This window comes from Enterobacter sp. Ap-1006 (assembly GCF_011752835.1).
Taxonomy (GTDB): Bacteria; Pseudomonadota; Gammaproteobacteria; order Enterobacterales; family Enterobacteriaceae; genus Cedecea.
Genome location: NZ_VWWU01000001.1, coordinates 1303706 through 1322754, shown reverse-complemented (window position 1 = coordinate 1322754; position 19049 = coordinate 1303706). Strand labels below are relative to the sequence as shown.

16 protein-coding genes are annotated in these 19049 nt (G+C 56.2%); 6 read left to right on the top strand and 10 right to left on the bottom strand.

Annotated elements, in window-relative coordinates:
- Positions 1 to 1098 (top strand): ABC transporter substrate-binding protein, encoded by a 1098-nt coding sequence (locus F3J28_RS06070; RefSeq protein ID WP_166873767.1) that lies wholly within the window; start codon positions 1 to 3, stop codon positions 1096 to 1098.
- 103 nt (positions 1099 to 1201) lie between these two features.
- A complete protein-coding gene (locus F3J28_RS06065) occupies positions 1202 to 1699 on the top strand; it encodes a P-loop nucleotide/nucleoside kinase family protein (RefSeq protein WP_166873764.1) in 498 nt (165 codons plus the stop codon).
- Positions 1700 to 1726: 27 nt separating this feature from the next.
- Here F3J28_RS06065 and pptA read toward each other — a convergent pair whose 3' ends face one another.
- The 4 genes from pptA to betI form a co-directional block, all read right to left on the bottom strand.
- Positions 1727 to 1957 carry a tautomerase PptA gene (pptA, locus tag F3J28_RS06060; RefSeq protein ID WP_039293536.1) on the bottom strand — a complete coding sequence of 77 codons (231 nt, stop codon included), beginning with the start codon at positions 1955 to 1957 and terminating at the stop codon, positions 1727 to 1729.
- 102 nt (positions 1958 to 2059) lie between these two features.
- Positions 2060 to 3745 (bottom strand): choline dehydrogenase, encoded by a 1686-nt coding sequence (gene betA, locus F3J28_RS06055; protein WP_166873761.1) that lies wholly within the window; start codon positions 3743 to 3745, stop codon positions 2060 to 2062.
- Positions 3746 to 3764: 19 nt separating this feature from the next.
- Positions 3765 to 5237, bottom strand: coding sequence for a betaine-aldehyde dehydrogenase (gene betB / locus F3J28_RS06050; protein ID WP_166873758.1), 1473 nt, complete (start codon positions 5235 to 5237; stop codon positions 3765 to 3767).
- A 17-nt stretch (positions 5238 to 5254) separates the two neighbouring features.
- Entirely contained in the window at positions 5255 to 5848 is a 594-nt protein-coding gene (gene betI, locus F3J28_RS06045; RefSeq protein WP_166863880.1) for a transcriptional regulator BetI, read from the bottom strand.
- A 291-nt stretch (positions 5849 to 6139) separates the two neighbouring features.
- Between betI and F3J28_RS06040 the strand changes: the two genes are divergently transcribed.
- On the top strand, positions 6140 to 8182 hold the full coding sequence (locus F3J28_RS06040; RefSeq protein WP_008458860.1) for a choline transporter: 2043 nt from the start codon (positions 6140 to 6142) through the stop codon (positions 8180 to 8182).
- A gap of 3 nt (positions 8183 to 8185) precedes the next feature.
- Here the strand turns inward: F3J28_RS06040 and F3J28_RS06035 are convergent, their stop codons facing one another.
- The gene (locus F3J28_RS06035) at positions 8186 to 9139 is read right to left on the bottom strand and encodes a GlxA family transcriptional regulator (protein WP_166873755.1); all 954 of its coding nucleotides are present in this window, start codon (positions 9137 to 9139) and stop codon (positions 8186 to 8188) included.
- A 113-nt stretch (positions 9140 to 9252) separates the two neighbouring features.
- Between F3J28_RS06035 and F3J28_RS06030 the strand changes: the two genes are divergently transcribed.
- Complete coding sequence (locus F3J28_RS06030) at positions 9253 to 9894, top strand: HD domain-containing protein (RefSeq protein ID WP_166873752.1); 642 nt, start codon at positions 9253 to 9255, stop codon at positions 9892 to 9894.
- Between the two features lie 415 nt (positions 9895 to 10309).
- Here the strand turns inward: F3J28_RS06030 and F3J28_RS06025 are convergent, their stop codons facing one another.
- Entirely contained in the window at positions 10310 to 11122 is an 813-nt protein-coding gene (locus tag F3J28_RS06025) for an arylamine N-acetyltransferase family protein (RefSeq protein ID WP_166873750.1), read from the bottom strand.
- A 75-nt stretch (positions 11123 to 11197) separates the two neighbouring features.
- Entirely contained in the window at positions 11198 to 11815 is a 618-nt protein-coding gene (locus F3J28_RS06020; RefSeq protein WP_166873747.1) for a glutathione S-transferase family protein, read from the bottom strand.
- Between the two features lie 71 nt (positions 11816 to 11886).
- Between F3J28_RS06020 and F3J28_RS06015 the strand changes: the two genes are divergently transcribed.
- Together F3J28_RS06015 and F3J28_RS06010 are read left to right on the top strand one after the other, a co-directional pair.
- Positions 11887 to 12966, top strand: a complete 1080-nt coding sequence (locus F3J28_RS06015) for a LacI family DNA-binding transcriptional regulator (protein WP_166873744.1) — start codon at positions 11887 to 11889, stop codon at positions 12964 to 12966.
- A 110-nt stretch (positions 12967 to 13076) separates the two neighbouring features.
- Entirely contained in the window at positions 13077 to 16148 is a 3072-nt protein-coding gene (locus F3J28_RS06010) for a beta-galactosidase (RefSeq protein WP_166873741.1), read from the top strand.
- 168 nt (positions 16149 to 16316) lie between these two features.
- Here F3J28_RS06010 and kduD read toward each other — a convergent pair whose 3' ends face one another.
- The 3 genes from kduD to kdgT form a co-directional block, all read right to left on the bottom strand.
- Complete coding sequence (gene kduD, locus F3J28_RS06005) at positions 16317 to 17078, bottom strand: 2-dehydro-3-deoxy-D-gluconate 5-dehydrogenase KduD (protein WP_166873738.1); 762 nt, start codon at positions 17076 to 17078, stop codon at positions 16317 to 16319.
- A 27-nt stretch (positions 17079 to 17105) separates the two neighbouring features.
- A complete protein-coding gene (kduI, locus tag F3J28_RS06000) occupies positions 17106 to 17942 on the bottom strand; it encodes a 5-dehydro-4-deoxy-D-glucuronate isomerase (protein WP_166873735.1) in 837 nt (278 codons plus the stop codon).
- Positions 17943 to 18055: 113 nt separating this feature from the next.
- Positions 18056 to 19048, bottom strand: coding sequence for a 2-keto-3-deoxygluconate transporter (gene kdgT, locus F3J28_RS05995; protein ID WP_166873732.1), 993 nt, complete (start codon positions 19046 to 19048; stop codon positions 18056 to 18058).
- Position 19049: the final 1 nt, after the last annotated feature.

The following is a 19049-nucleotide window of genomic DNA, read 5'->3' as shown; positions in this document are numbered from 1 at the left end:
ATGAAAAAGTCGCTGTTGCTCGCGGCCCTGCTGGCGCTTAGCGCCGGCAGTCAGGCCAAAACGATAACCGATATTCTGCAGCGTAAAGTTGAGGTGCCGGATAACCCGCAGCGCCTGGTCGTCGGTGAAAGCCGGATGATTTACACGCTCGCCCTGGTGGAGGACGGCAACCCGGCGAAGCTCGTGGTCGGCTGGCCTGCGGATCTGCAGCGTCTGGATCCGCAGACCTGGAACCGCTACACCGAAGCGTTCCCGGCTATCAAAGACATCCCGATTATCGGCAACAATAACTTCTCACAGATAAGCGTGGAGAAGGTTATCGCCCTGCGTCCGGACCTGGTGATTCTGCCGATCTACGCCAAAAAAGAGAGCAATCACGACAGCTTCCTTACCCAACTCACGCAGGCGCACATTCCGGTGATTTACGTTGATTTCCGCGTGGATCAGCTGAATAACACCATTCCCAGCCTGCGCATTCTTGGCGAAGCGCTAAACGACCAGCCGAAGACGGAAAAGTTTATCGCCTTCTATCAGCAGCACATGGCGAAAATTGCCCAACGCCTGGCTGAGGCTAAACCCGTGAAGCCGACGGTAATGTTGCAGCTGCATCTGGGCGATAAAAGCGACTGCTGCACCACCGTCGGGCGCGGCAATCTGGCGGATCTGCTGGCCTTTGCCGGCGGGGATAACATTGCCGTGAGCCGCTTCCCCGGCGTGTATGGCAAGATATCCCCGGAAGCGCTGCTGACGGTGAACCCGGATATTTACATCGCTACCGGCAGCGCCGGGCCGGATCAGACAGACCGGTTGAAATTGGGGTCGGAAGTCACAGCCGTTCAGGCGCAGCAAAGCTTTACGCAGGTGCTTAGCCAGCAGAAAGTGATTTCTAATCTGAACGCTATCCAGAGCGACAAAGCCTGGGCGGTCTGGCATAACTTCTACCTCTCGCCGTGGCATTTACTGGACGTTGAGTTCTTTGCCAAAACGTTCCACCCACAGCTGTTTGCGGATATGGATCCCCAGCAAACGCTGGATGAGATGAACCAGCAGTTTCTGGCGGTGAAAGAAACCGGCACTTACTGGACGAAACTGAAGTAGCCTGCGTGCGGGTCAGGCGCTCTGACCCGCCAATTTTACTAGTTGTATCTTTCATCCCTCAGGTAGACAGTAATGAAAACTTGTCTTCTTTCATGAGGTGTTCATGTCTACCACGTCCCCCGTTCAGCCCACGCTTCACCTCCTCTGCGGCAAAATTGCGGCCGGTAAATCCACCCTTAGCGCAAAGCTGATGGAAACGCACGATACTATTCTGGTCAGCGAAGACAGCTGGCTCGCGGCGCTTTACGGCGAGCAAATGCAAAGCGTGGCAGATTATGTCGCCTGCTCAGGCAAACTGAAAAAAGCGCTAACGCCGCATCTTGTTTCCCTGCTGAGGAACGGGCTTTCGGTGGTGCTCGATTTCCCGGCGAATACGCTGGCGAACCGCCAGTGGATGAAGTCGATTGCGGATGAAGCCGGGGCAGATAATCGCCTGCACTATCTGGACGTGCCCGATGACGTTTGCCGGGAGAGATTACGCGCCCGCAACAGCAGCGGAACTCATGATTTTGCCGCTACGGACGCGCAGTTTGATTTGATTACCCGCTATTTCGTTGCGCCCGATGAGCGCGAAGGGTTGACGATAATCCGCTACCCATAAGGTGACATTGTCACCTTTTAAAATTGACTAAAGGCTGTAACCCGGCTTTTTCAGCAGCGAATCCATCTCTGGCGCAATCTGCGTATCCCACACTTCGGCTTTCCAGTTCGCCTGATCGATCATTTTCAGCGCCACGGACAGCGACTCGTCCTTCGAGCCGAAGTGCTTTTTCAGCACGTCACACATTTCGCTGGCCACGGCCTGCTTTTGCTCTTCGGTCAGCTCACGGGGGAAACATTTGATTTCGATATGCGGCACGGTGATTCTCCTTTTTGTTGTTGAACAGTAGTTTTACTGCTTCAAGAGGGGATCGGGCAAGCGGCGGGTAAAAGAAAGGCCAGTTTGACTGGCCTTGAATGGTTACTGGATTTTTCGCGCCGGCGCTTTTCTGACCGGCGACTGTTCCGCTTTGTAATAGCTGGCGGTACTGCGCGGCAGCGGCGCTTTGCCGCGAATCGCATCGGCAATTTTTTCACCGATCATAATGGTGGTGGCGTTCAGGTTGCCGGTAATAATCTGCGGCATGATGGAAGCATCCACCACGCGCAGCCCCTGCAGGCCGTGAACCCGGCCCTGCTCGTCCACCACGGCCATGTCGTCGTGCCCCATTTTACAGCTGCCGCACGGATGGAAAGCAGTTTCCGCATGATTACGCACAAACTCATCCAGCTGTTCGTCCGTCTGGCAGTCAACGCCGGGGCTGATTTCGCGGCCACGGTATTTATCCAGGGCGGGCTGCTGCATGATCTCGCGAGTAATACGAATCGCGTCGCGGAACTCCTGCCAGTCCTGTGCGTGAGACATATAGTTGAACAGAATACTCGGGTGCTCGTGAGGGTCGCGCGATTTCAGCTTCACGCGGCCCCGGCTTGGAGAACGCATAGAGCCGACGTGGCACTGGAAACCGTGCTCTTTCACCGCGTTTGAGCCGTTGTAGTTAATCGCCACCGGCAGGAAGTGATACTGAATATTCGGCCAGCTAAATTCTTCGCGGCTGCGGATAAAGCCCCCCGCTTCAAACTGGTTGCTCGCGCCTACGCCGGTGCCGTTAAACAGCCACTCTGCACCGATTTTTGGCTGGTTGTACCATTGCAGCGCCGGGTAAAGCGACACCGGTTCTTTGCATTCGTATTGCAGGTACATTTCCAGGTGATCCTGCAGGTTTTCGCCCACGCCCGGCAGGTCATGAACGACAGGGATCTCAAGGCTTGCCAGGAATTCTGCATCGCCCACCCCAGAGCGCTGCAGAATTTGCGGCGAAGCAATCGCGCCGGCGCTCAACAAAACTTCTTTGCGCGCTTTTGCCACGGAATGCACCGGGCTATCGTTCACCAGGTATTCCACCCCAACCGCCCGCAAATTATCAAAGATAATGCGGTCAGTGGTTGCATGGGTCACGATGGTCAGGTTTTCCCGGCGCTTTGCCTCGTCAAGATAGCCACGAGCGGTGCTGGCGCGACGCCCTTTTGGCGTCACGGTGCGGTCCATCGGCCCAAAGCCTTCCTGCTGATAGCCGTTCAGATCGTCGGTACGCGGATAGCCCGCCTCAACGCCCGCTTCGATCATCGCGTGAAACAGCGGGTTGTTCCCCTGCTTCGGCGTCGTAACGGACACCGGGCCTTCGCCGCCGTGATAATCGTTGGGGCCGATATCGCGGGTTTCCGCTTTACGGTAGTAAGGCAGGCAGTCCAGATAGCTCCAGTTCTCCAGGCCCGGCATCGATGCCCAGTTGTCGAGATCCATCGCGTTTCCACGGATGTAGCACATGCCATTGATCAGGGATGAGCCGCCCAGCCCTTTGCCTCGCCCGCACTCCATACGGCGGTTGTTCATATACGGCTCGGGGTCGGTCTCATAGGCCCAGTTGTAGCGCTTGCCCTGCAGCGGGAACGCCAGCGCCGCGGGCATTTGGGTGCGGAAATCAAAGCGGTAGTCCGGGCCGCCTGCCTCGAGCAGCAGGACGGTGGTGTCGGGATCTTCCGTTAAACGTGCAGCTAAAACATTACCTGCGGAACCCGCTCCAATAATGATGTAATCAAATTCCATTCATCCTCCTCAGGTGGGGTTAAAAGATTGAGTGCCAGGTGCCCATCTCCAGCTGGATTGACTTAACTTGCGTATAGCTTTGCAGCGTCATCAGGCCATTTTCGCGACCAATGCCGGAATGCTTGTAGCCGCCCACAGGCATTTCTGCCGCCGACTCGCCCCAGGTATTAATCCAGCAAATCCCGGCCTCAAGCTGGTGAATTACGCGGTGCGCACGAGTGAGGTCGTTAGTGACTACGCCCGCCGCCAGGCCATAATCCGTGTCGTTAGCGCGGCGAATCACTTCCTCTTCTGATTCGTAGCTGAGGATTGACATTACCGGCCCGAAGATTTCTTCGCGGACGATAGTCATCTCATCCCGGCAGTCGGTGAACACCGTGGGCGCAACCCAGGCACCGTTATCAAACCCTTCTCCGCGCAGCTTGTCGCCGCCGCACAGCAGCGTCGCGCCTTCTTCACGGCCGGATTCGATGTAGCGCAGGACGTTTTCGCGATGCGGGAAGCTGACCAGCGGCCCAAAGTTGGTGTGCGGATCCATTACGTCACCGGCGCGAATGCGGCCCACGCGCGCCACAATTTTCTGCTCAAACTCGGCTTTCAGCGCCGCAGGGATGAAAACGCGAGTACCGTTGGTGCAGACCTGGCCGGAGCTGTAGAAGTTGGCCATCATCGCGATGTCCGCCGCCAGGTTGAGATCGGCGTCATCAAAGATAACCAGCGGAGATTTACCGCCCAGCTCCATCGTGACCTGTTTCAGCGTGGTACCGGCGGCATTCGCCATCACCTTTTTGCCGCTGGCTACGCCGCCGGTGAAGGAAACTTTGGCAATGCCAGGGTGTTCCGTCAGCAGTTGGCCCGTTTCTGCGCCAACGCCTGGTAGCACGCTAAAGACGCCGTCCGGCAGCCCGGCTTCGGTGTAGATTTCGGCAAGCTTAAGTGCGGTAAGCGGCGTCACTTCGCTCGGTTTGAAGATCATCGCGTTGCCAGCCGCCAGCGCAGGGGCAGACTTCCAAAGCGCAATCTGAATCGGGTAATTCCATGCGCCGATCCCGGCCACAACGCCCAACGGCTCCCGGCGGGTGTAGACGAATGAGGTATCCCGCAGCGGGATCTGCTGGCCTTCCAGGGTGGTTGTCAGCCCGGCATAATATTCCAGCACGTCTGCACCAGTGACGATATCGACGGCGGAGGTTTCGCTGAAGGCTTTGCCAGTGTCTAGCGTTTCCAGCTCGGCCAGCTCATCGTTACGCTCGCGCAGAATGTCGACCGCGCGGCGCAAAATGCGTGCACGCTCAACGGGCGTTTTTGCAGCCCATATTTTCTGGCCTTTCTTCGCCGCGGCCACGGCGCGGTCAACGTCTTCCCGGCCAGCGGCCTGAACGACCGCCAGCACTTCGCCGTTAGCCGGGTTAATGGTTTCGAACGTTTTACCGCTGAGCGCATTCACATAAGCGCCGTCGATATAGAGCTTTTGTTCACCCAATCGGGACATGATTTCTCCTCGCTAAATTAGCTTTTCACCGCAGTAAGATGCTGGTTGATGAATTGCGTGGTCAGTACGCTCGCCGCTTTGCGGTCAAACGGTTTGCCGCTCAGGGCCGCCCGCAGCCAAAGGCCGTCTATCAGCGCCGCGAGGCCATAGCCCGCCAGCCGGGCTTCCTCCTGTGGCAGCTCGCGCCTGAACTCGGCGGTGAGCGTGGATAACAGACGGCGGCTGCTCACCTGCTGTAACCGGTAGAGCATCGGCTGGTGCATGCTGCTGGCCCAAAATGCCAGCCAGGCTTTCATCGCCGCGCTGTGCGTTTGTGTCTCGTCAAAATTTCCGTCCACGATGGCGCACAGCCGCCGTTCGGCAGAAGCGCCAGGTAAAGCTTTCAGTCGCCCCACCACCGCATCGCGGAGCTGGGCGGTGACGTCCCGCATGGTGGCCTCCAGCAGGCCGTTTTTATCCTGGAAGTAGTGGCTGATGATGCCGGTCGAGACCCCGGCCCGGCGGGCAATTTGCGCCACCGTGGCATCATGCATGCCGACCTCATTTATGGCGTTTAATGTGGCGTCGATCAGCTGTCTTCGCCTTATCGGCTGCATACCTTTTTTTGGCATCGCCCTGCTCCATTCATCAGTAATTGTTATCTATTTAAGCGTTTATTGATTGAACGTTCAATATAAAATGTGTATTAATTGTTACGCAACGGCGTGAAAACAGAGAAACATTCGCGTTCCAGACAATGAAAATGAGGATTTTATTTGAATAAATACAATGCATTAAGTTTAAGTGTCAATTTAAGACCATAAATTGATTATGGAATTGTTAAAAAGCAATCTCACCTGCATTCACAAGAAAAACTTAACTGCTCATCTGAGTAGTCACCGTTACTTAACCTGAGGTAATCGATGACGAGTCCCGTTACTGCTCCTGCTACCAGTGAAAAAGACAAAATCAACCCGGTGGTGTTCTACACGTCCGCCGGGCTGATTTTGTGCTTTTCCCTGATGACCATCTTCTACAGTGATTTTTCCGCTAATCTGATTAGCCATACCCTAAGCTGGGTCTCCTCCCGCTTCGGCTGGTACTACCTGCTTGCCGCCACGCTCTACATTGTGTTTGTGGTGTTTATCGCCTGCTCGCGCTTCGGTTCTATAAAGCTCGGGCCGGAACAGTCCAAGCCCGAATTCAGCGTGCTGAGCTGGGCGGCAATGCTGTTTGCCGCCGGGATAGGCATCGACCTGATGTTCTTCTCCGTTGCCGAGCCGGTGACGCAATATATGCAGCCGCCGGAAGGTGCCGGGCAAACCATTGAGGCGGCGCGCCAGGCGATGGTCTGGACGCTGTTCCACTACGGCCTGACCGGCTGGTCGATGTATGCGCTGATGGGCATCGCGCTGGGCTATTTCAGCTACCGCTATAATCTGCCGCTGACGATTCGCTCGGCGCTGTACCCGATCTTCGGCAAGAAAATTAATGGCCCGATTGGACATACGGTGGATATCGCGGCGGTGATCGGCACGATTTTCGGCATTGCCACCACGCTGGGGATCGGCGTTGTGCAGCTGAACTACGGGCTGAGCGTGCTGTTTGACATCCCGGACAGCCTGGGGGCTAAAGCGGCATTGATCGTTCTGTCGGTGATTATCGCCACTATTTCGGTCACCTCCGGCGTGGATAAAGGTATTCGCGTGCTTTCCGAACTGAACGTGGCGCTGGCGCTGGGCCTGATCCTGTTCGTGCTGTTTATGGGCAATACCGAATTCCTGCTCAACGCGCTGGTGCTGAACGTGGGCGATTACATCAATCGCTTTATGGGCATGACGCTAAACAGCTTTGCGTTCGACCGCCCGGTGGAATGGATGAACAACTGGACCCTGTTCTTCTGGGCCTGGTGGGTGGCGTGGTCTCCGTTTGTTGGCCTGTTCCTGGCGCGTATTTCACGTGGCCGTACCATTCGTGAGTTCGTGTTAGGCACGCTGATTATTCCGTTTACCTTTACGCTGCTGTGGCTTTCGGTGTTCGGCAACAGCGCGCTGTACGAAATCATTCACGGCGACGGCACCTTTGCCCAGGAAGCGATGGCGCACCCGGAGCGCGGCTTCTACAGCCTGCTGGCGCAGTATCCCGGCTTCACCTTTAGCGCATCGGTGGCGACGATCACCGGCCTGTTGTTCTACGTCACCTCGGCGGATTCCGGCGCGCTGGTGCTGGGGAACTTCACCTCTAAGTTGAAGGACATTAACAGCGATGCGCCCAACTGGCTGCGTATCTTCTGGTCCATTGCGATTGGCCTGCTGACAATGGGGATGCTGATGACCAACGGCATTTCCGCGCTGCAGAACATGACGGTGATTATGGGCCTGCCCTTCAGCTTCGTGATCTTCTTCGTGATGGCTGGGCTGTATAAATCGCTAAAAATTGAAGATTACCGCCGCGTCAGCGCCAGTCGCGACACCGCGCCGTATATGATGACCGCGCAGGATCGTCTTGGCTGGAAAAAACGCCTCTCCCGGCTGATGAACTACCCCGGCACGCGCTATACGCAGAAGATGATGGATACCGTTTGCTACCCGGCGATGGAAGAGGTTTCTCAGGAACTGGAACTGCGCGGCGCGAAGGTCGAACTTTCCGTTGAGCCGCCGCTGCCGGATGAGAAGCTGGGGCACCTTGAACTGCGGGTGCATATGGGCGACGAACAAAACTTTGTCTACCAGATTTGGCCGCAGAAGTATTCGGTGCCGGGCTTTACCTACCGCGCCCGCAGCGGGAAGTCGACCTATTACCGGCTGGAAACTTTCCTGCTGGAAGGCAGCCAGGGCAATGACCTGATGGACTACAGCAAAGAACAGGTGATCATCGACATTCTCGATCAGTACGAACGCCACCTGAACTTTATCCACCTGCACCGCGAGGCGCCGGGGAACAGCATTACGTTCCCGAACGTGTAGCGGTTAGCACATCTTCTTATACGCGGCGGGCGTAATGCCCATTCGACGCACGAAGGCCCGCCGCAGCGTATCCACTCCGGAAAACCCGCTGGCGGCGGGTATCGCTTTTACCGGCAGCTCGCCGGACTCCAGCAGCTGCCTCGCCTTTGCCACTTTTTCGGCCTCCAGCCACTCGCCCGGCGTGATCTGTATTTCCTGATGAAACAGGCGCGTTAAATGCCGCACGCTGAGGTGAATATGTGCCGCCATCTGCTGGACCGTGGTAACTTCCGCAATGTTGGCGATGGTCCAGCGCTGGAGATCCTGCAGCGCGCTGCGGCCGCTGAGCGAGGTTCTCTGCTCGCGGATGAAGTGGTTCTGGTTCACTGGCCGCTTGAAGAACATCACCAGATTAGCCGCTACGTCCTGCGCGACTTCCCGGCCCAGATCCTCTTCCACCAGCCTTAGCGCGAGATCCAGCCCGGATGTCACGCCTGCCGCCGTGCGTAATGTCCCGTCCATGATGTACAACGCGTCGGCGCTGACTTCCGTTTCGGGGTAACGGGCGGCTAAAAGCGATGCAGCTGACCAGTGGGTAGTGACTTTCCTGCCTTTTAATAAGCCAGTTTGTGCCAATAAAAGCGCGCCGGTACAGACGGAGCCAAAGCGGCGGCTCTGGGTACAAAGCGCGATCATTTTTTTGCCCTGTTCGGCGCTAAGCGTTCTGTCTGCCGCATCCGGCGCACCGGCGACCAGAAATGTGGTTTCCCGCCCGCCCTCCGCGCTTTCCAGTACATCGTCAGCCAGCAGTTTAACCCCGGATGAAGCGACAATTGTCGGGGCTTCCAGCGCAACAATTCGTGAGTGATAAACCTCGCGGCACAGCACGCGGTTTGCTTCGGCAAACACGTCCAGCGGCCCGGAAACATCCAACAGTTGAACGCCCGGCACCGCCAGAATCAGGATTTGATGCGCCATTCTCTTCTCCACGTCGCGAACTGCGGCATAAGTCTTAAATCGTCGTTATGCGACCATTCAAGACATTTCAACGGAGGCCTATGCTACTCCAACACCAACATGAGGAGAAAGAGATGAGCTTAAAAATTAATGGCATTGCCATGCCTGATACCCAAATGGCGCGTGAAGCTACCCAACTGGTCCGCGACACCGAATCAGATTTACTGTTCCACCACTCCAGCCGGGTTTACTACTGGGCGGCGCTGGCCGGGCAGCGACGTGAACTGAAGGTTGATCATGAGCTGCTGTACATCGGCTGTATGTTCCACGACATGGGGCTGACCCACGAACACTGCAGCTGCGACAGGCGCTTTGAAGTGGATGGCGCGTTTGCCGCGCAGGATTTTATGCGTCAGTACGGCGTTAGCCAGGCCGATATCGACAAAGTGTGGACGGCGATTGCCCTGCATACTACACCGGGTATTCCTGAGTTTATGGCTCCGGAAATTGCGCTGGTCACGGCTGGCGTGGAAATGGATGTGCTTGGGATTGATTACGACAAATTCAGCGCGGAACATCGCGAGCAGGTGGTAAAACTGCATCCTCGCCCTGCGGCATTCAAGGAAGAAATTATTCAGGCATTTTACGACGGGATTAAAAACAAACCAGCCACCACGTTTGGCAACGTGAAGGCCGATGTTATTCGGGATAAAGAGCCTGCGTTCGAGCCGCTGAACTTCTGCAGTATTATTCGCGCTTCCCGCTGGGCGGGTTAAGCAAAGTCAGGCGGGTGGCTTAGCGGTCACCTGCCCTGCACGGCGGCAAGCGAATCAAGCCCGGTGCCAGGCTGCGGATCGTGAGCAAAAGCGCCAATAACCATAAGAGAGAGGATAATTGCCAGAAAGATGTTTTTCATAACCTGTGTTAACCGCTGAGCCGCCTGATGAGAACCGCCGATATGCTAAAAGAAAAAGGCTCAAATTGATAAAGGAAATTTTCAAAGTAACGTCAATTTTTGAATATTCCTCATATTATTCGGCCTTTTACCCTTGCACTGGTTTTGAAACAAGATATATCCACTATCTACGCGCGTACCGCTGCTATTTTATTTTGAGTTTTTGGATGTAATTTTACGATCCAGGCGGATCGCCGCAGCGCGCTGGCACGAACTGCGGCGTTAAAGTGGAAAGGTCAGGCTGGTTTTATCACGCCAATCCGTACCAGCATCGCTGAAAACTCTTCGAGGCTGATGCCATGGCGCGGATGGTCGAAGCGCAAATTGAAGTTTTTCTGCAGCAGGTCATAAACGTCTTGTGCACGGGTAAAGACCGGTGCGTTTTCCCCGGCGCTGTAGAGCGTATTTTTTTCGCCATTGGCCTTGTACAAACTCAGCGTCAGGCAGTGGCGGAAGTGCGACTGCGGCCACGTTGCCACGTAGTGGTTCCCGGCTTCGTAATCAGAGTCGTACTGCGGTTCGAGGCTAAAGCGATACAGGTTAATCACCTTGTCGGCGTCATGGAATTTCAGCAGCCAGTCGTGGTCAACGCGTTCGAAACTGTACACGCCATGCGTCGTCTGCTGCATTTCACCGGCCACCAGACGAACCGGTTCAGGCAGCGTTTTACCGCCGAAGCCGACGTCAGCGATCCAGTCCTGGCCGTCGACGGTAACCTTCGTGAGGCGATGCGTCCTCGCGGGCATCTGCGGCGGGTTGGCCAGCAGCACGCGGGCCGCTAAGTTTTCCACCTCAAAGCCAAGCTCGGCGAGAACATTGCGGAACAGGCCGTTTTGCTCAAAACACCAGCCGCCGCGCCCGGCCACGACCAGCTTTTCAAAGACGCTTTCGTCGTCGACATGGAGCGTTCTGCCGAGCAAAACGTCCAGGTTCTCAAACGGAATAGCGCAGGCGTGCGCCAGATGCAGCGCACGTAACGTTTCTACGGTGGCGCTGCGCGGCCCGTGATAGTTAATACGGTCGAAATAAAGCCCCAAGTCTAATGCCATTTTGCTGATTCCCTGCTGCGAATGAATGGCCTCACTATAAATGCGGAGCCCCGCGGGCAGATGATCGTTCGTGCTTTAAAGCATGCCGTTTCTGCCCAACACTTTATTGAGCTGAGGCAGCGCACGAACCTGATTAGCCACGGCGGCGAGCTTCGGCGTGTGTTGGTCAAACCAGGCCTGCCGGGGCCGCCAGCGGGTCATTGCCGGCAGATACAAATCCAGCAGCGTCAGCCGTTCGCCAAAAATATAGGGGCCAGCACCGAGCTGCGTTTCAAACCACAGCCACAGCGACTCGCGGTAGCGGTAAAGATTTTCGGTGAGGACCGTGGCCTCTTCTTCTACCCAGCGTTCACCGTAATCGCCGTAGGTGAAGGTGGGATAAACGTTGGCCACAACCCAGATAAGCAGGCGGTAAAACTGCTGCCGCTCAGGTGTGCCAATGGGCGGGGCGTACTGCGGGTGACGGTCGAGGATCCAGAGCGCGATGGCCGCGCTTTCGGTCAGCACCTCTCCGTTTTCCAGCACAAGGGTTGGCACCTGCGCCAGCGGGTTAATCTCCAGCAGCCGATCCCGCATTGGCCCCGCTGTATCAAACCCATCAACGTCGATGAATTTGTAAGGTTCCTCAACCAGCGTTAGCATCAATTCAGTAATGGCCGACCCAAAACTCGACACGCCATACAGTTTGTACATAAGTTTCTCCCGGCTTTCGCGTTATGTGTAGAATAGCCGCCCTACCAGCGTCTGCGAGAAGGAAGCCTGCAATGAAAGCGAAATCTGTGACACTGTACGATGTTGCCGAGCTGGCAGGCGTGTCGTATCAAACCGTTTCGCGAGTGATCAACCAGGCTTCGCACGTTTCGGCGAAAACGCGGCAAAAAGTTGAAGCCGCGATGAAAGCGCTGAACTATGTGCCTAATCGCGTGGCGCAGCAGCTGGCGGGGAAACTCAGCCAGACGCTTGGCCTGGCGACCACCACCCTTTCCCTGCATGCCCCTTCGCAGATTGCGGCGGCGATAAAATCCAAAGCCGGTGAGCTGCAGTTCAACGTAATGATTTCGATGGTTGAACAGCCCGGTGTGGAAGCGGCCTGCGGCGCCGTGAATAGCCTGCTTGCCCAGCGCGTTGACGGGCTGATTGTGAACATTCCGCTGGAAGCGTCGGAGGTGGCAGCCGTGCAGGCGGCCTGCGGCGATGTTCCCGTGTTGTTCCTTGATGTTTCGCCGGAGGTTTCGGCTAATCATATTGTTACCGACGCCGCTTCAGGTGCCGATCTTGCTGTGGAACATCTGGTCACACTGGGGCATCGCCATATTGCCTTGCTTGCTGGCCCTGAAAGCTCGGTCTCAGCCCGGCTGCGGCTTGAAGGCTGGCAGCGAACGCTGGCGGAGCATCAGCTTGCGCCTGCGGCCTTTCTGCGTGGGGACTGGAGTTCTCTGTCAGGCTACCAGCAGGTTAGCCAGCTTTTACGCGACGGGCAGAAGCCGACGGCAATTCTTGTGGCTAACGACCAAATGGCGCTGGGCACCCTGCGTGCCATTCACGAAGCCGGGTTCGTGGTGCCGCAGGACATTTCCGTTATTGGTTTTGATGACACCGAAGATAGCGCCTGTTTTCTTCCCCCGCTGACGACCATCCGGCAGGACTTCCGGCTGCTAGGCGAAGCCAGCGTGAACGGCATGGTGGCGCTTATTCATCAGGGAGGTGAATTAGCGGTGCTGCAGCCTGTCAGCCTCGTAGAACGCAAAACGACAGCCGCACCGGGTAGCCTGATGCAGCCCACGGCGGCACAGCTGGCCGACGAGCTTTCCCGCCTCGCGCAGCAGATTTCGCGCCTGAAATAAAACCGGGGTTCTTTGTGAGGCCCATCACCGAATACGGCGTGATGGCTTTACTCCTGAACAACTCACGCTAAATTGTGAGCGAATAACAATCATCTCGCAGGCGCATCACTATGACCAATATTTCACCTTCGCTCCATGCCACGCTGGCCCGCCGCGACTGGGAATCCCCCGGCGTGACCCAGCTTAACTCGCTGGCGGCTCATCCCCCGTTTTCCAGCTGGCGTTCGCTGGAAGATGCCAGGGATGATAAGTGCTCACCGTCGCGGCAATCCCTTAACGGTGAATGGGCGTTTAGCTATTTTCCTCGTCCCGAAGCGGTGCCGGAGAGCTGGCTCAGCGAAGATCTTCCTGAAGCCGACGCTATTCTCGTCCCGTCGAACTGGCAAATGCTGGGCTACGATGCGCCCATTTATACCAACATCACCTACCCGATTCCGGTCAACCCGCCTTTTGTACCGCAAGACAATCCCACAGGTTGTTACTCGCTCACATTTGAAGTCGATGAAACCTGGCTGACGAGCGGGCAAACGAGGATTATTTTTGATGGCGTTAACTCCGCCTTTCATCTGTGGTGCAACGGCGTCTGGATCGGCTACGCCCAGGACAGCCGTCTGCCCTCCGAATTTGATCTCAGCGCCGGGCTAAAACCCGGCTGCAACCGTATTGCGGTGATGGTGCTTCGCTGGAGCGACGGTACGTATCTTGAAGATCAGGATATGTGGCGCATGAGCGGTATTTTCCGCGATGTTTCGCTGCTGCATAAGCCGGAAACTCGGCTTGCCGACGTCCAGTTGCAGACCGATATTAACGAAGATTTTTCGCGCGGCGAGCTGCGGGCGTTAGTCAAACTTGAAGGTCAGAACATCAGCGCCTGCGAAGTACTGGTACAGCTCTGGCGCGGCGAGACATTGCTGGCGGCGAAACAGCAGGCTATCGGCAGTGAGATTATTGACGAACGCGGGGCTTATCACGACCGTACTACCCTGCATCTGCCGGTTGAACAGCCGCTGTTGTGGAGCGCAGAAGTGCCGAATCTCTATCGCGCCGTGGTTGTCCTGCAGCAAGGCAATGCGCTTATCGAAGCCGAAAGCTATGACGTTGGTTTCCGTAAAGTGGAGATTACCGGCGGGCTGCTGAAGCTCAACGGCAAACCGCTGCTTTTGCGCGGCACCAACCGGCACGAGCATCACCCGGTCAACGGCCAGGTGATGGAGGAAGAAACAATGCGGCGCGATATTCTGCTGATGAAGCAGAATAACTTCAACGCCGTGCGCTGCTCGCATTATCCCAATCATCCGCTGTGGTACAGGCTGTGCGACTTTTACGGCCTTTATGTTGTGGATGAAGCCAATATTGAAACCCACGGCATGGTGCCGATGAACCGCCTGAGCGACGATCCGACGTGGCTGCCAGCAATGGTCGAGCGCGTGACGCGCATGGTGCAGCGCGATCGCAATCATCCGTCCATTATCATTTGGTCGCTCGGCAACGAGTCCGGGCACGGCAGCAATCACGATGCCCTCTACCGCTGGATAAAATCCAACGATCCCACCCGGCCAGTGCAGTATGAAGGCGGCGGCGCGAACACGGCGGCCACCGACATTATCTGCCCGATGTATGCCCGGGTAGATCAGGATCAGCCCTTCACGCAGGTGCCAAAGTGGTCGATAAAGAAATGGCCGGGACTGCCTGAAGAAAGCCGCCCGCTGATTCTGTGCGAATACGCCCACGCGATGGGCAACAGCCTGGGCGGGTTCAGTAAATACTGGGAGGCATTTCGCCAGCACCCCCGGCTGCAGGGCGGTTTTATCTGGGACTGGGTCGATCAGTCGCTGGTGAAACATGATGAAAGCGGCCAGCCCTGGGCGGCCTACGGCGGCGATTTTGGCGACACGCCAAACGATCGGCAGTTCTGCATGAACGGCCTGGTCTTCGCCGACCGCACGCCGCATCCGGCGCTGCATGAAGCGAAGCATGCGCAGCAGTTCTTCCAGTTACGCCTGTTGCCAGACAATGGGCTGGAGATCACCAGCGAGTACCTGTTCCGCCCCAGCGACAACGAACGGCTGGTCTGGACGCTGAAACTCGAGGGTGACGTGCTCGCCAGCGGTGAACTGGCGCTGGACCTGGCCCCAGAACAAACCCGCGTGCTTCATCTGCCGCTGCCGGAGATTACGCGCCCCGGTGCTGTCTGGCTCAATGTCGACGTCCGGCAGGTACAAGCCACCTCATGGAGTGAGGCCGGGCATTGTTGCGCTCGGGCGCAGTGGCAGTTGCCGTCCACATTAGTCCGGCCCACAACCCTCCCCGGCGGTTCAGCGCCGTTGCTGCAAATGGACGACAGGCATGCCGATGTGTTCCACGGCGATCAGCACTGGCGCTTTGAGCGTAGAAGCGGCCTGCTTTGCCAGTGGTTTAGCCATCAGCAGCCTACGCTCCTCCAGCCGCTACAGGATAATTTCACACGGGCACCGCTGGATAATGACATCGGCATCAGCGAGTCCGCGCATATCGACCCTAATGCCTGGGTGGAGCGCTGGAAGGCCGCAGGCATGTACGACCTGACGCCGGAACTGCTGAGTTTCGACGTTGACAGGTTGGCCAACGCGGTGCTGGTTCGCACCGTCCACAGCTGGCAGGGCAACGGTAAAACGCTGTTTATCAGCCACAAAAACTATCTTATCGACAGCGAGGGCGTGCTGCATATTACGGTGGATGTGGACATTGCCTTCGGCACGCCAGCCCCGGCGCGCATTGGCCTTTGCTGTCAGCTTGCGGATATTGAATCTGAGGTGAACTGGTTTGGCCGCGGCCCGCATGAAAACTATCCCGACCGCAAAAGCTCAGCGCTGATGGACAGTTGGACGCTGCCGCTGGCGGACATGTACACGCCCTACGTTTTCCCGAGTGAAAATGGCCTGCGCTGCGATACCTCGTCGCTTGAATACGGCAGCCACCGCTGGCGTGGGGCGTTTCACTTCAATCTCAGCCGCTACGGCCAGAAACAGCTGCGGGAAGCCACGCACCGGCATTTATTGAAAGCAGAAGAAGGCAGTTGGCTGAATATAGACGGCTATCATATGGGCGTGGGCGGGGACGATTCCTGGAGCCCGAGCGTCTCGCCGGAGTTTCTGCTCTCCGGGTCGCATTATCACTACGCGGTTAGCTGGCAGAAAAAGTAGTCGAAAAGGCCGCCTGTTGTGCAGGCGGCCTTTACGCGTTCACAATCATCTGGTGATGGAAGAAATACCCTATTGCTCGTTAAAAAAAATGGAAAATCAATTCATTGATTTTCGGCTGATAACCACGAAGAGGGAAAAACCACGCTTTTTCCCTCTTCGTCAGCAACGTTAACGTGCCAGCCAGCCGCCGTCGACGGCAACGGTGTAGCCGTTCACGTAGTCTGACGCCGGTGACGCCAGGAACACAACCGGCCCCATCAGATCCGATGGTAGCCCCCAGCGCCCGGCCGGGATGCGATCCAGAATCTCACTACTGCGATCCGCATCCGCTCTTAACTGCGCGGTGTTGTTGGTGGACATATAGCCCGGAGCAATCGCATTGACGTTGATATTGTGTTTCGCCCATTCGTTCGCCATCAGGCGGGTTATACCCATGACGCCGCTTTTGGACGCGGTATAAGAAGGCACGCGGATCCCACCCTGGAAAGAGAGCATCGACGCAATATTGATGATTTTCCCCCCGCTTTTCTGCTTAATAAACTGCTTCGCCACCGCCTGAGAAAGGAAGAAAACCGTTTTGAGATTCACGTTCATCACGTCGTCCCAGTCCTGCTCCGAAAACTCGAGGGCATCCTGGCGACGAATGATCCCGGCGTTGTTCACCAGAATGTCTATGCGCCCATAAACGGCGGCGGCTTCATCGGCCACGTTTTTCACATTCTCATAGCGGCTCAGGTCGGCAGAGATATTCACGAAACGTCGCCCCAGCGTTTCAATTTGCTGGCGGGTTTCCTGAGGTTCGGCAATGTTTACGCCAATAATGTCGCAGCCCGCCTGCGCCAGGCCAACCGCCATACCCTGCCCCAGCCCGGTGTTACAGCCGGTCACCAGCGCAACCTTTCCTGTTAATGCAAACTGATCTAAAACCATGGTGTTCTCCTTGTGTTCGCTAGCGATTCAGCGGATATCTTTCATGGCAATGTGGTCCATGTCGTCGAAGGTTAAATTTTCGCCGATCATGCCCCAAATGAAGGTGTAGCGTTTGGTCCCGACGCCCGAGTGAATGGACCAGCTTGGCGAGATCACCGCCTGCTCGTTGTGCAGGACGACGTGCCGGGTTTCCTGGGGTTTGCCCATCATGTGGAAGACAATGGTGTCTTCATCCATGTCGAAGTAGAAATAAACCTCCATGCGGCGCTCATGAGTGTGGGTGGGCATTGAATTCCAGTTACTGCCCTCCTCAAGTCTGGTCATGCCCATGCTGAGCTGGCAGGTGTCGAGTATCTCCGGCACCAGATACTTACGAATGGTGCGCTTATTGCAGCTTTCCAGGCTGCCTAACGGCGCGGCCACCGTATCTGCGGCGGTAATGGTTTTTGTTGGATACGCGTGGTGGGCTGGCGCGCTGTTGTAATAGAGTTTGGCCGGCGTTGCGCTGTCCACGCTGGTGAACGTTACCTCTCGGGAGCCTTTGCCGATATACATCGCTTCTTCTTTTTCTACGCGATATTCGCTGCCATCGACAATAATCACGGCTGCACCACCGATATTAATCACCCCAAGCTCACGGCGTTCGAGGAAATAGTTCACGCCGAATTGCTTACCGACCTCTTCGCCAATAGAAACGCTTTTATTTACCGGCATAATGCCGCCAATCACGATGCGATCAATATGGCTGTAGACCATCGTGTATTTATCGGCTTCGAAAATCTTTTCAACTAAAAACTCTTTTCTAATCCCGGCGGTGTCGAGCGTTTTAGCGTGATCGCTGTGAATACTTTGTCTGATATCCATGTATAACTCCTTAGTCTGCAATAATTTTAATGCGAGCGAGTCCCTGGCATTGATTTGCCATAAAGGGAAGGTGTAATTAACTTAAAATGTCGGGTGTATATTTGCTTGAACGATTAATGCGTCGGTTGTTTAGCCATAACGACTTTTTGCTTCGGCAAAGATTTTTTTACCCGCTTTGCCCAGAGGGCGGTAAGAATAGGCACCAGGATAGAAGTGACAATCACGCTGGTGGCGACCAAAGCCGTTGCTGCCGGGGCCGCAGGGGCAAATTCAGGTACCATCTGTGCAATTAATACAGGGGTCGCCACCGCAGCACCCGCCGAACTCGAGGCGGCAATACCTGCCGTTCCATCGCCGCCACCGAGGAATTTATCGGCAAGAATAAGTGGAATGCCGGTGATTACAATAACCCCCACCCCCAACAGGATCCCGGCAAAGCCGGTTTCGGCAATGACCTGCAGCTTAATGGTATTGCCAAGCGCAAAGGCGAAGAACGGGATCAGTGTTTGCACCGCACCCCCGAACATTTTACGCAGTTCAGGGTCAAGATTGCCCAGAGCAAATCCCACCAGGAAAGGCAGCACGGCCCCAATGAACAGCTGTGGTTCAAAGGAGGCTATCCCTGCAGTACCGAGTATCACCATGGTCATCAGCGGCCCGGACTCTAGCGACATCAGCACAAACGCTCCGGCTTCTTCTTTAGAGCCATATTGATTCATCAGTGCGGCATAAAGCCCGCCGTTGGTCATGTCCATCGCCGCGACCAGTGCCAGCGTGGAAACCCCGGCAAAAATACCGACTTGAACGCCGTTTAGCGGCAGAAAAGCCCCTGCGACCATCGCCACCCCCCATGCGGTGGCAATCTTGGTCACAACAAGTACGCCTGACTTTCTTAACATCGTGCCGGTGGCTTTGAGCTCAATCGACGCCCCCATACAAAAGAACCAAACGGCAAGGATCGGCACCGTGCCGGTAATCAACCCGTTGGTAAATGAGCCAAGATATTTGCCGGTGCCGGGAGCAAAGGTGTTACACAGGGCGCCTAAAAATAGCGGCACCAGCATTAATCCCCCGGGGATTTTATCTATTGCCTTCTTAATTTGCATA

Coding starts and splice junctions, on each gene's coding strand:
- F3J28_RS06070 (WP_166873767.1), top strand. CDS start 1: ATGAAAAAGTCGCTGTTGCTCGCGGCCCTGCTGGCGCTTAGCGCCGGC.
- F3J28_RS06065 (WP_166873764.1), top strand. CDS start 1,202: ATGTCTACCACGTCCCCCGTTCAGCCCACGCTTCACCTCCTCTGCGGC.
- betA (WP_166873761.1), bottom strand. CDS start 3,745: ATGGAATTTGATTACATCATTATTGGAGCGGGTTCCGCAGGTAATGTT.
- betB (WP_166873758.1), bottom strand. CDS start 5,237: ATGTCCCGATTGGGTGAACAAAAGCTCTATATCGACGGCGCTTATGTG.
- betI (WP_166863880.1), bottom strand. CDS start 5,848: ATGCCAAAAAAAGGTATGCAGCCGATAAGGCGAAGACAGCTGATCGAC.
- F3J28_RS06040 (WP_008458860.1), top strand. CDS start 6,140: ATGACGAGTCCCGTTACTGCTCCTGCTACCAGTGAAAAAGACAAAATC.
- F3J28_RS06035 (WP_166873755.1), bottom strand. CDS start 9,139: ATGGCGCATCAAATCCTGATTCTGGCGGTGCCGGGCGTTCAACTGTTG.
- F3J28_RS06030 (WP_166873752.1), top strand. CDS start 9,253: ATGAGCTTAAAAATTAATGGCATTGCCATGCCTGATACCCAAATGGCG.
- F3J28_RS06025 (WP_166873750.1), bottom strand. CDS start 11,122: ATGGCATTAGACTTGGGGCTTTATTTCGACCGTATTAACTATCACGGG.
- F3J28_RS06020 (WP_166873747.1), bottom strand. CDS start 11,815: ATGTACAAACTGTATGGCGTGTCGAGTTTTGGGTCGGCCATTACTGAA.
- F3J28_RS06015 (WP_166873744.1), top strand. CDS start 11,887: ATGAAAGCGAAATCTGTGACACTGTACGATGTTGCCGAGCTGGCAGGC.
- F3J28_RS06010 (WP_166873741.1), top strand. CDS start 13,077: ATGACCAATATTTCACCTTCGCTCCATGCCACGCTGGCCCGCCGCGAC.
- kduD (WP_166873738.1), bottom strand. CDS start 17,078: ATGGTTTTAGATCAGTTTGCATTAACAGGAAAGGTTGCGCTGGTGACC.
- kduI (WP_166873735.1), bottom strand. CDS start 17,942: ATGGATATCAGACAAAGTATTCACAGCGATCACGCTAAAACGCTCGAC.
- kdgT (WP_166873732.1), bottom strand. CDS start 19,048: ATGCAAATTAAGAAGGCAATAGATAAAATCCCCGGGGGATTAATGCTG.